10 protein-coding genes are annotated in these 11,970 nt (G+C 44.7%); 2 read left to right on the top strand and 8 right to left on the bottom strand.

Annotation, left to right across the window (positions count from 1 at the left end):
- Nucleotides 1-100: 100 nt before the first annotated feature.
- A complete protein-coding gene (locus ACYTPF_RS12230) occupies nt 101-388 on the bottom strand; it encodes a hypothetical protein (protein ID WP_461852389.1) in 288 nt (95 codons plus the stop codon).
- 227 nt (nt 389-615) lie between these two features.
- Between ACYTPF_RS12230 and ACYTPF_RS12225 the strand changes: the two genes are divergently transcribed.
- Nucleotides 616-1,173, top strand: coding sequence for a DUF1439 domain-containing protein (locus ACYTPF_RS12225; protein ID WP_461852388.1), 558 nt, complete (start codon nt 616-618; stop codon nt 1,171-1,173).
- 119 nt (nt 1,174-1,292) lie between these two features.
- A complete protein-coding gene (locus ACYTPF_RS12220; protein WP_461852387.1) occupies nt 1,293-2,996 on the top strand; it encodes a protein adenylyltransferase SelO in 1,704 nt (567 codons plus the stop codon).
- Between the two features lie 63 nt (nt 2,997-3,059).
- On the opposite strand, the gene ACYTPF_RS12215 is transcribed toward ACYTPF_RS12220, so the two are convergent.
- From ACYTPF_RS12215 to ACYTPF_RS12185, 7 genes are all read right to left on the bottom strand, one after another.
- A complete protein-coding gene (locus ACYTPF_RS12215; protein WP_461852386.1) occupies nt 3,060-4,166 on the bottom strand; it encodes a Gfo/Idh/MocA family protein in 1,107 nt (368 codons plus the stop codon).
- 31 nt (nt 4,167-4,197) lie between these two features.
- Nucleotides 4,198-5,439, bottom strand: coding sequence for a M24 family metallopeptidase (locus ACYTPF_RS12210; RefSeq protein ID WP_461852385.1), 1,242 nt, complete (start codon nt 5,437-5,439; stop codon nt 4,198-4,200).
- A 136-nt stretch (nt 5,440-5,575) separates the two neighbouring features.
- Complete coding sequence (locus tag ACYTPF_RS12205; protein WP_461852384.1) at nt 5,576-6,694, bottom strand: adenosylhomocysteinase; 1,119 nt, start codon at nt 6,692-6,694, stop codon at nt 5,576-5,578.
- A gap of 110 nt (nt 6,695-6,804) precedes the next feature.
- On the bottom strand, nt 6,805-9,042 hold the full coding sequence (locus tag ACYTPF_RS12200) for a chondroitinase-B domain-containing protein (protein WP_461852383.1): 2,238 nt from the start codon (nt 9,040-9,042) through the stop codon (nt 6,805-6,807).
- Between the two features lie 49 nt (nt 9,043-9,091).
- Entirely contained in the window at nt 9,092-9,583 is a 492-nt protein-coding gene (locus ACYTPF_RS12195) for a gluconokinase (RefSeq protein WP_423076896.1), read from the bottom strand.
- A gap of 9 nt (nt 9,584-9,592) precedes the next feature.
- Nucleotides 9,593-10,837, bottom strand: coding sequence for an Nramp family divalent metal transporter (locus ACYTPF_RS12190; protein ID WP_461852382.1), 1,245 nt, complete (start codon nt 10,835-10,837; stop codon nt 9,593-9,595).
- A gap of 51 nt (nt 10,838-10,888) precedes the next feature.
- Nucleotides 10,889-11,656, bottom strand: coding sequence for an SDR family NAD(P)-dependent oxidoreductase (locus ACYTPF_RS12185; RefSeq protein ID WP_461852381.1), 768 nt, complete (start codon nt 11,654-11,656; stop codon nt 10,889-10,891).
- Nucleotides 11,657-11,970: the final 314 nt, after the last annotated feature.

Here is an 11,970-nt window from a genome sequence, read left to right as displayed (position 1 = left end):
TTTATTTTTTATAAGAAGAACTTCTTATACTGCGTTGTTGAGGGCGTTATGGCAAAGTTTTTGTTAGAGAAAATTGGGCATTCAATGATAGATATATCTACTAGTAATCCCTTAACACACACTCGCTGTTGGAAAGTTTAGCGACAATTCGGTCGCCAAAACCAGGGAAAAACTCAATAGTAAGAGAAACCCCTTCGCCTCGGCTTTCCATTGGAAAGCCACTTAACCACTTGAGGTAGGTTTCTACTTCGCTATCTGTTAGCGCCATCGACTTATTTAGGTCATCTTTGGTTGATTGGATAGTTTCTCTGTCAAAGTCACTGCTACTATCATCTTGTTTTTCAGGCTCTGCAGCATCATTCGAATTCATATGTGGCTGTTTTTTCATGGTGCATTCTTAAAGTCATCACTACAGACTAGGTGTTTCTTTGTTATGAATATTCAGATTAAACAAAGAAACGGGTTGCCTGAATAAGCCGTTGTCTTAGCCCATTTACGATTTCGTTGTTCATCTGCTGCCTCAGCCCTTACAATGAATACATTCTGTTGTTACGGCGTTAGCATTAGTGACTCGCGCTGTTTTATTCGACACCTAATTACTAAAGAGACTTTTTTATGAGAATTCTACTTTCTATAGCTTTCGCTATTACGCTTGCAGGCTGTGCAACCCTTTCTCAATTGGCGGTTTACACTGTGTCTAATGCCGAGTTAGAACAAGTGCTTGATAGCCAAGTAAGTAAGCTTCAAAAACAAACCTCACTTGCTGGTATCCCTCTTTATTTAGATGTGGAAGATATGACAGCGACCATTGGGCCAGATGGTAGAGACGTGGTTCAGCTAGGCGCAATTGCCACGGCTCGCGTAAGTGCCTTCGGTTTGAACTACCCAGCTAAGGTCAGCCTTTCATTAGAAGGCACGCCTTATTACGACAGTGAGGAAAAGGCGATATTTGTGCGCTCGTTGTCGCTACTTGATAGCACCATTGATGCAGGCGGTTTTAAAGGTAACTTAGCACCTGTAAGCGGCGAATTTATGCAGCTTATCAACGGTTATTTAGCATCGAACCCGGTTTATCGCTTAGACCCTGCAAACAAAGCAGTAAACGTACTTTCAACCGTGCCTCTACAGCTAACCGTTGAGCAAGGTCAGCTTGCACTTCGACCTAAACAATAATCATTGTGTAACCGTACCAATTGTCGTGTACCGAGCGTCGAGTGTTTCAGCCATACTAAGGTAGACGAAGCCTCGACGCCGAAGAACAAACTTCCGCTTTAGTAAAATAGGCAGGCATAGTGACAGAACGTATCAAAACGCTAGATGAATTTGCACAGCACGTAGATTACTCATTGCTTAATACCCTTACTCCAGACCCGCAGTCGACGTGCGATGGCAACGACCATGACCCGCGCCAAGTTTTCTCGGGTCACTATGTGCCGGTTACTCCGACCCCATTAACTGCACCGACATACATTGCGCACAGCAAAACGCTATTTGCCGAATTAGGCTTAGACGACAGCTTGGCTACATCAAAAGATTTCACCCAGCTTTTTTCAGGTGATATGTCGGGTGTACCCGCCCCAATGAAACCTTACGGCTGGGCAACTGGCTACGCACTTTCCATTTATGGGACGGAATATACACAGCAGTGCCCCTTTAGAACGGGTAACGGCTACGGTGACGGCCGCGCAATTTCTATCGTTGAAGCAGTATTAAACGGCAAGCGTTGGGAAATGCAGTTAAAAGGTGCTGGTCGCACGCCTTACTGCCGTGGCGCAGACGGGCGCGCCGTATTGCGCTCTAGCGTGCGCGAATTTTTAGTCCAAGAACACATGCACGCTTTGGGAATTCCCACTTCCCGCTCTTTAAGTTTGTTTATGTCTGAATCAGACACGGTAGACAGGCCTTGGTATCGCGAAGGTTCTCATTCCTATGAACCAGAAGTGATGGTAGAAAATATAACGGCCATATCCACCCGCGTCGCTCCTTCCTTTTTGCGCGTTGGGCAAATTGAGCTTTTTGCTAGGCGTGCACGCTGCAACGAACACAGCGAAGCGTTAAACGAACTAGAAGCCATTGTTAAACACCTTATTGAGCGAGAGTATTCAAGTGAAATAGACACTACAGCGCCGTTTGACGAGCAAGTGGTAACGCTGGCTGAGCTATTTAGAAGCAGGTTAACTCGCCTAGTTTCTAATTGGGTTCGCGTAGGTTATTGCCAAGGCAATTTTAATAGCGATAACTGCGCCGCAGGAGGCTTTACGCTGGATTATGGGCCATTCGGCTTTTGTGAGTTTTTTGAAGCCGACTACCAGCCTTGGACAGGCGGTGGTCGTCACTTCTCGTTTTTAAACCAGCCCATAGCTGCGCAAAAGAACTTTGATATGTTCTGTCGCTCACTGATGCCGCTACTTGAAAGCAACAGTAAACAGCTATCTAAGCTTAACGAGATCAACGACGGTTTTTCTGGCGTGATGGAACGCGCCATGGAGAGTATGTGGGCAACAAAGCTTGGCATTGCCAGCTACGACCACGACTTGCTTATCAAGCTGCTGCAATTAATGCTGCGCACAGGCGTGGACTACAGTCTGTTTTTCCGAGAGCTATCGTCAATGCCTGAAGATATTGCGGGTTTGACGAAAAGCTTTTACTACCCACCTAAAGCAGAGGTAATGACAGAATGGAAAGCGTGGTTACAAACCTGGCGTGAGCGTATTGAAAAGGACGCAGAAGCACACGATGATGTGGCGAACGCTACTGCTGCTGTAGCAGAGAATATGCGCAAAGCTAACCCTAAATTCACTTGGCGCGAGTGGCTTATTGTGCCTGCCTATAAAGCCGCCGAGAAAGGTGACTTTACCCAAATTCACGAACTACAGAAGATACTTACCGCGCCTTACGATGAGCAGACAGAAGAGGTAGAGAATAAGTATTATCAACTGCGCCCACTTGAGTTTTTCAGTGCTGGTGGTGTTGCACACTACAGCTGCTCTTCGTAGAGCTTTGGTGCAAAAGACCTTTGCATTTTGTTTTAGCAAAGGTCTCCCTTGTTGCCGATATAACTACTTCAAATATACGGTTTTACCGGTTTTGGCACTTTCTCTAGCCGCATCAAGAATTTCTACTACCACCATATTGTTTTCCAGCGCAGATAGGTCATGAGGTGATATAGAAATTTCCTCGTTGATGAGTGCTTTGAAATAGTGGAAAGGGTCGTTATATGGCGCAGCTCGTTCAGGCAGGGTAAGTGTTGTTTCTTCAAAGTCGTCGTACCCTTTCGCAATGCGCATTCGGTAGTTATGACGATTGTCGGCATATACTGCGCCTGTCTCACCGTAAATTTCCATATCTTTGCGCCCTATTGGCCAGTTCCAAGACCCTTGCACAATGGCATTGGCGTTTTCATAGCCTAGAATAATGATAGATTCGTCATCTACCTGAGGGTTGTTTTCTGCTTGAAGCTGTTGAGTGATTGCCGTTACGCTCTGCGGTTTTCTCCCTTCCATCAGCCAAGTCATAAGGTTTGCACCATAGCAACCGAAGTCGACAATCGCGCCGCCTCCGTTTTGCTTCGGATCAACAAGCCAGTCTAAAAACTCACTGTTAATGCCAAGTTTCGCTGGCCCCTTATGACCATCGCGTACTATGACTTTGCGAATGTCGCCAACTTCGTCATTCTTTATTGCTTCATACGCTTTGTGATTGGTGGGATACCACGTGGTTTCATAGTTGGTGAGTAGATGAATGTTGTGCTTTGTGGCGAGGGCTTCCATTTCCGATGCGTGTTCCATATTAATCGCAAGGGGCTTCTCAACCATAACGTGAACGCCGCGCGGCGCCGCCTTTTGCACGACTTCTAAATGCTCGTAAATGGTACCAAACGCAGTGACTGCCTGAACGTCTTGTGCGGCGAACATGGCGTCCATCGAATCATACACTTTGTCCATGGAGTAGTTGTGCTGCGTGGCATAACGCTGAGCCAGATCTTTGTTTTGCTCAACAATGCCAACAATCTCAAATTCTCCATGCTTTTCGCTTTCGAAAATCCAATGAACATGGGTGTGGGTTAACCCAACCACACCTATTTTTAGCTTATCCGAAGCGTGTGCACTGCCAAAAGACAACGCAACCAATAGCGCACTTAAAAACCTGCCCACCGTTTTTCTCATCTTTATTCCTTTAAATGTTTTTTAGACGCTACTAAAGCGCGTCAATCGATTCGCTAGGCTCAGTAAACCACACAGGCCCTTCGTCGGTCATATAAAAGTGATCTTCTAAGCGAATACCGAACTCGTTTGGCACCACTATCATAGGCTCGTTACTGAAACACATGCCAGGTGCTAGCGGGTGAGGATTATCTTTTACTAAATACGGCCATTCGTGAATATCCATACCGATGCCGTGCCCGGTTCGATGTGGCAAGCCTGGTAAGTTATAGTCTGGCCCTAATCCGTCTTTTGCTAAGCTGTCTCGCGCGGCTTTATCCACATCGCCACAGGGAACACCAACTTTTGCAGCGTTAAATGCAGCAAGCTGCGCGCGCTTTTCGCTTTCCCATAGTGCTCGTTGCTTATCGGTTGGCTTACCAAAACAATAGGTTCGAGTGATATCAGAGAGGTAGCCATGAACCTTACAACCGGTATCAATCAATACTAAGTCGCTTTTCTTTAATACCTGCGGGTCTTTAACGCCATGGGGAAACGAGGTCGCTTTCCCAAAAAGCACGATGCAAAAATAGTTACCGCTGGCCCCTACTTTTTTATGTGCATCATTTATAAATGCTTCAACTTCTGTCGTGGTTATACCTTCATAAAGCATACTGGCTGTGGCTTTGTGTACAGCAAGGGTCATGTCCATGGCTCGCTGAATGAGCGCGAGTTCATTGCTGGATTTGTGCATACGACAGTGCGCAGTTACCTCTGCACCATTGATGATTTGCCATGGTTGTTCAAGCGCTTTATTAAAGCCATCTACAATAAAAAACTGGGTTGATTCATCAACACCCAGTTTGCTGCCACCCTCTGTATCCAGCTCACTTAACATAGATATGGCAAGCGCGTATGGGCTTTCATGTTCTTGCCAACCGATAATCTCGCCTTCTACTAGTTTAAGCTCGTTTAATGAATCTATTTCAAACGTAGGGGCCAGATATACAAGGTCACCTTTTGCAGGCAAAAGCGCGCCAACTAAACGCTCACTGGCGTACCACTGCATGCCCGTAAAATACGCTAAGTTAGTACCCGCGTTTAGATATAACGCGCCAATGCCATGCTGCTGCATGTAATGCTGCGCCTTAGCAATGCGGGCTTTAAATTCTGAAAGTGGGATGGGTGTTAGGTCACCAGTCATGTTGCAAAGGCTGTCCAGCGCCTGCTGCGGTGTTTTTGTACCTATTTCCGTGCTTATTCTTGCGCTTAGCTGTGTTTCTTTCGGAGTGCTCATACGCCCGCCTTAACTATGAATTTATTAAAACGGGCACACTGTACAATAATGGGTAGGAAAGTCGAGATAAGCGAGGGTAGCGATGCCTGTTAAATGGCGTAACTAATGCTGAACACTCACTTACTACAACTGAATTTTACAGGGCACTTTCCCACGCAGCTTCTGGAAGTAAGTACAAACCTTTCTCGCTTGTTGCACCTTCATTCACAATATAGCCGATGCCTGCAGCCATAACGGCCAAGGTTACGTCGAAGGCATTAATACTGTCACCATAACCCGCCGTTAAGTTAAACATAGAGCCATCAGCGAGAAGATACAGCGTTTTATCGCCTAGCTTATAAGCGTTAACATAAGGCATTGGCACACTGTGAGTAGCGTTATTTTTTAGGTATGGCACATCAATTTCTTGTGCCACGTGGCCTACATTTAGAATAAATGCGCCATCTTTCATGCTGTCTAAATGTTTTGAATTCACCACGCCATACGCTCCAGTTGCAGTGGCAATAACATCAGCTTGGCTAGCAGCTTCATTCAAATCGACCACTGGCCAGCCGTCGTATTTCGCCTGAAGCGCTCTTGCTGGGTCAAGTTCTGCAACTTGAACCTGTGCACCAAACGCCTTTGCCGATGCAGCAACGCCCTGCCCTACCAAACCATAACCAATAACAACCACTACTTTTTCGTGCAGGGTTAAGTGGGTGGTTTGGAAGAAGGTTTGCCATGCGCTTAAGCCCACCATGTGCCTGTTGTGAAGCCCTTCTTTAACTGGCAAGTCATCCCAGTTAAATATCGGGTAGTGTGGCGCCATACCGTTTAAGCGGTTAATGCCAGATCCTGTTGCTTCTAGGCCCGATACAATGCTTGGAACTGGCTTATTTGCTTTTATATTTTCGTGAAGTCGGGTAGTTAGATCAGCGCCCATTTCACACAAGTGGGTGGGTTGCCACGCCAACGCTTTATCGAATGACTCAGACCAGTCAGCCTCGCTCATATCACGCCACGCATGGGCCGTTGCGCCTTTATCAACAAGGTAAGCCACCACGTCATCTTGCACTGTAGTGGGGTTACACGTGGTAAGAAAAATGTCGCACCCTCGTGAAAGTAGCCCTTCAACCAAAGGTGCCATTTTCAAATCTAAATGCATGTTGCAAGCAAGTTTAACGTTCGACAGATCGGGAAGTGATGCGATGGCTTTGCGAGTGCGCGGCATATGCAGGCTGGCCCACGCCAACTCTGCTTGAAAATCTTGGTACATGAAAAGGATACTCTGAGAAATCTAAGAACAGCAATACTACGTCAGGTATCCTGCAATTCACAAGTTGTGATTATAAAAGGGCTTTTTGTATAAAAGCCCTTTTAATGATTTTATTGGTAGCTAACGTTTTTAACGCTGTATTCTTCGTTGTTAGCCCTAATTTTAGGCGTATTGTGGTGCGATACATTTTCAATAACGGTAATTGGTTCGCCGTTAGTTAAGTAAAGCGAAATTGGGGCACTGTCTGTAAGCGTAGTATCGTCGATATGAAGATTTTGTACGCCGTGGAAATACATAGATGCGCCAGTCCTATGGGTTTTACCTTTCCCGACGTTTTGCAACGTATTACCTTTAACACTTACCATTGGGCCAAATGTGCTTTCATCAAAGCCACCGCGGTACACGGTTACTACTTCCTCTTTCACATCGGTGAAGGTATTGCCTTCAATCGTAAGGTTTTCAACACTGTAAACCCCTAAATCTTCCGTTTCTTTATTCAACGAGAGTATAGCCCCTGTGATATTGCTCATGTCAGAGTTGGCGATAACAATTTCATCAGCAAACGTGCCAGGGTAAGCCTTAAAGAAGTAAAAGTAGCCGTTGATGTTAAGGTCTGTCACTTTCACATTATCTACAAGTAGCGAATAGTTGATATTCATTGAAGAGCGACTGGTTCTGATAATGCTATTGCCTTTGTAATCGGGTGAAGCGGCGCCATCAAACCAGAGGTTGTTCAGCGTTAAAGCCCCACCATTGCGAATAACGATAAAGCTTGGTTTCTCTGAACGGATAACAGGTTTAGCGCCCGGCTTTGCCATCACCGTAACCGGGTGGTTAATATTCGCAAAGCGGGTTAACAAATATTCGCCACCATTTTCCAGCACAAGCGTGTCGCCTGGCTTGCTATTTTCAAGGGCATTAGCAAGGGTGTCTATGCCCTGGCTAACCGCAATTTCTTTGCCGCTTCCAAATGCAACTTTGCCGTCTTTTTTATCGTAGTAAGGCGCACCCACCTTATCTTTCGTAACAGGCAGCTTAATTTCCCCGAAATCAATATCATCAATTAAACTTTGCTCAGGGATCATTAAGCCGTACTCGTTCTTCATTACCTTATAAGGGGCTGTCGTAAAGCCTTTGCCAATTGGGTTTTCAGACGTTTGCGTTAACACATTACCTTTAAAGTTTATGCCTGATACATCATCAAACACCGTAATGGGGGTATCGTTGTATTTACCCAAAATAATATTGTTTTGCATTTCAGAGCTTTTAGGTGGTGCTGAGCGCTCTTCATCTGCACCCGCACCTAATTGAATATAGTCACTGTCGATCACGATATTATTATTCATGACAGACTCAATTACTGGGTCGTAACGGTTAGGCGGTGAATTAGGTACGCCGTTCATAATGACGAGTGCGCCGCGAAAACGTCTGCCGGTTAGGCCATATAGGTAGTTGTTCTTTACAGTTTGGTGTTCGTTAATGATGCGAATACCGCCGGTATTTGGCTTTCTATTACCAAGAAAGTAATTATTTTCAACCCGTGTATAATGCCCATGGCGCATTGTTAACGTGCCCTGAGCTTCAAAAAACACATTGCCTAAAAAGGTGTTTCCACTCGATTTGTTAGAAATAATTTCGTGTTCTCCGCTGGTGCGATCGAAATAGTTGTATTGCACTAGTGTATTGGCATATTCGCGGGAAAAGTGACTGGTGCCTATGCGTAAGGTTTCACCACCATTAGCACCAAGCACCTGCCTTGGGCCAAAGTAGTTGTACTCTATAACGTGGTGATTCTCTCTACTTTCTTTCGAGTTCATTCTCACCGCAACTGTTACGCCACGGTTACGTTTATTAATAAACGAGTTATGGTCGATACGATTGTGTTTACCATAAATAGCAAGCCATAAATCTGAAAGCTCACGCTCTGGGTGACTAAAATCGTCAATAACAACATTCGTTAAACGGGAATAACTTGCCAGCTCTGTAGGCGAGGTTTTAAATGCAATCACTTCGCCTGTAGGTGTATGCCCGCGGGTAAACACAAGCCCATCAACCACTAAATATTTGCCCGAAAGACTCAAGTTAGACTGCCCGGTAATTATTACCTCACCGGGGGTTTGTGCATTTAAAGTTATAGGTTTGCTTTCAGTGCCTTCACCTTTAAATACAAGTTCAACGTTTGCCCACTCACCGTTCGCAAGGGTTATAGTGTCGCCTGGTTTTGCCGTTTCTACTGCTTGGTTAAACGCTTCGATATTAGAAACAAGAGTGGCAAATGCTGAGCTACTGAAAAACAGCAATAGCGCTACACCCAGAATATTTAGTCTACTTACCAATATATGATTCATTTTCTAACCTTGTTATTAACAACGCTGACAGCCTTAAATGGTTAAGGCGTTAAACATTTCGATTTATAAATTTGATAGCACTATGAACAACTTCTTCTACCGGCATTGCCACATCTATATGCTTGCCATAGTAAGGCAACTGGAAAGTATTTAGCTGCGAACGCAGTAATTTGGGATCGAAAAAGTGATCGTTACGAGAAGAAAGTCTTGAAGCCAACAAAGCCTCACTACCTGTAAGCACTATCCAATGAACAGGCAACGTTTTATTCGCACTTAGTATATTGCGGTAAGCTTCTTTCAGTGCCGAGCACGCCAGCACTGCCCCTCCAGCTTTTTCATGTTCAATAAGTAAATTGGACAGCGCTTCTAACCATGGAAATCGGTCTTCGTCATTGAGCGCTTTTCCCCGCTGCATTTTTTCTATATTTGCTTTAGAGTGAAAATCATCTCCGTCGAAAAACGGAAGTGAGTAATGCCCGGCGAGTGCTTTACCCACGGTTGACTTACCTGTACCCGACACACCCGCAACTACAATCAACATATCAAAGCCTTATACTTGTTCCAAAAGCGCTACCACGCCGTTAGCTGAAATAATCACCGCAAAAATAAAAGCCATTACTAGTAGTGTATTTAGCAACCTTCCTGGCGCATCTTTTTTCATTAAGGCTTTTTTGTTTGCCAAAATTAAGATGCCTAAAGTGACTAATGGCAATACAAACACATTGAATACTTGAGAAAGTATTTGCCCTTTTATGGGGTTGAAGCCGAACACGGGAATAATGAGTGCCACCAAACAAGCAATACCTGTTATCACTTTGAACTGTGTTGATTTGGTATCTAGCTTACCAGAGCGATAATCTGCAATAAGAAGAGGGGCTATTAGCAAACAAGGAAACACGGAAGAAAGCCCTGCAGCTAGCGTCCCGAAAAAGAATACGGTTAATGCCGTTTTGCCTGCTATTGGCTCAAGGGCATTCACCATGTCTAATACATGCGTAATCTTTTTCCCTTCGTGAAACAGTGCACCATGGGCAACAGCCATAACCGATGCGCTTATGATAAATACCAAAATGGCAGCAACAATTGCATCTTTCTTTTGCTGCCCCTGATTAGCCATGCCCCAGCCTTTGCCCTGAATGAACAAAGGGCGAGATAAAAACGTGGCAGCGGCCATTGTTGTGCCCACAAACGCAGCCACCATCATCTTTCCGCCTGGTACATCGGGTATTGAAGGTACAAAGCCAGCAACGACCTCGGCAGGAAGCGGGCGGACAACAAAGAGCGAGAATACGAAAGAAATTCCCATGCATGACACAAACATCACCAGTATTTTTTCAAAAAGCGAATATCTACCGATGAGCATAATGGCGTACATAATGCCGATGACCGACACTGCAATGCCTAATACCAACTCGTACTTATATTGGTTAAGAGCGGGGGAATAAAGCGCCAGCATCTCGAATATGATGTTTGACGAAATACCAAGAATGCCCATGAGGGAATTCCATTGCCCAAATGTCACGCCGACTATAATTAAGATGGCGATAGTACGTCCGAACTTAAGATGCTTTTTAAACGCGAAAAGTGCTGTTTCGCCAGTGACTATGGCGTAATTGCCATAGGCATATATGAGCGCTCCTGAAAACAGGCAACTTAAAAACAAAACCCACAATAGTGACATTCCGTAAGTACTGCCCGCCACTATCATAGATGTAACGCTACCTGTTCCTATGGTGTAACCTATTGCAAAGAACGCCGGCCCGAATGCCATTAGCTTTTTGAGAATCGGCAACATTGTACTACCTCTTTTTATAATTTATTCGGCACGCATCAAGCTTCGCCAGGCTTACGCCATGTATACGCCACCGTTGATGTCCAAGGTGGCGCCTGTTATAAACCCGTTGTATTCCGATGCTAAAAAGGCCACTGCGCGAGCTACATCTCGGGGATTTCCCGCACGCTTCAACGGTATTTCGCTAATGGTTTTGTTCGCTGATTCGTCGGTGGTGTGAGTTGAATGAAAGCGCGTCCCTAATATAAGACCAGGTGTAACCGCATTAACTCGAATACCTTCGCCTGCAAGTTCAGCAGCTAGTGAACGAGTGAAGGTGAGCACCGCTCCTTTTGACGTTGAATACGCAAGCGAGCCTCCATGGCCTCCCTTTCTTCCCGCTAAAGAAGACAAATTCACTATCGAAGCCCCATCGTCTGCCGATTTCAAAAGGGGAAGGAGTACACGACTAACCATCATGGTTGAGGTGACATTCACCGCCATGACCTTTTCCCAGAACGCATTGTCTATATCGTCTAGCGTATGGCGTTCTACAAGATCTCCGGTGTTATTCACTAAAATATCCAAAGAAGACGTTAAAGAGAGGATCGTTTTAGCAAACTCATTCACAGCATCTTCGTTCGTTAAATCGGCTTGGACAGGGATTATTTCTCCCACACCCGATTCCAAAACTTCTTTTTGTAGCTCTTTTACCGCATCTTCAGAACGGTAATAATGAACAATAACAGTTGCGCCTTGCGCCGCTAGTTCAGAAGAGATTGCTCCCCCAATACCACTTGCACCGCCAGTGACTAGGGCTTTTTTTCCAGACAATGAATTCACTTTGACTCCTTATTTTTATCAAATAATTTTATTGATAAACCGTTTTAGTACCTTTTCAAATTAACACAGCAATATGCCATGTCAACAAAATAGAAACACAAAAATAACATTTTAAAAAAGCGAAAAAGTGATATTAAAAATAAAAATAAGCTTAAATTTCATAGATTTAGATTAAACCTTAAAACAAGTTTAAGAGGCAAACAGCGTTATACTTTTGGCTAAAGCAGTGTCTTTTAATGCTTTAGAACGAAAATAAAAATTAGAAAATCAAATATTTATCTATTAAATACCCAGTAAGAAAGAAAATTATTCGG

The organism is Alteromonas sp. HB246098 (assembly GCF_054890645.1).
The sequence above is the reverse complement of the archived record's forward strand: the minus strand, read 5'-3'. Positions and strand labels throughout refer to the sequence as shown.

What these genes read in the sequence shown, in the direction of transcription:
- ACYTPF_RS12230 (WP_461852389.1), bottom strand. Translation starts at nt 388, where the DNA reads ATGAAAAAACAGCCACATATGAATTCGAATGATGCTGCAGAGCCTGAA.
- ACYTPF_RS12225 (WP_461852388.1), top strand. Translation starts at nt 616, where the DNA reads ATGAGAATTCTACTTTCTATAGCTTTCGCTATTACGCTTGCAGGCTGT.
- ACYTPF_RS12215 (WP_461852386.1), bottom strand. Translation starts at nt 4,166, where the DNA reads ATGAGAAAAACGGTGGGCAGGTTTTTAAGTGCGCTATTGGTTGCGTTG.
- ACYTPF_RS12210 (WP_461852385.1), bottom strand. Translation starts at nt 5,439, where the DNA reads ATGAGCACTCCGAAAGAAACACAGCTAAGCGCAAGAATAAGCACGGAA.
- ACYTPF_RS12205 (WP_461852384.1), bottom strand. Translation starts at nt 6,694, where the DNA reads ATGTACCAAGATTTTCAAGCAGAGTTGGCGTGGGCCAGCCTGCATATG.
- ACYTPF_RS12200 (WP_461852383.1), bottom strand. Translation starts at nt 9,042, where the DNA reads ATGAATCATATATTGGTAAGTAGACTAAATATTCTGGGTGTAGCGCTA.
- ACYTPF_RS12195 (WP_423076896.1), bottom strand. Translation starts at nt 9,583, where the DNA reads ATGTTGATTGTAGTTGCGGGTGTGTCGGGTACAGGTAAGTCAACCGTG.
- ACYTPF_RS12190 (WP_461852382.1), bottom strand. Translation starts at nt 10,837, where the DNA reads ATGTTGCCGATTCTCAAAAAGCTAATGGCATTCGGGCCGGCGTTCTTT.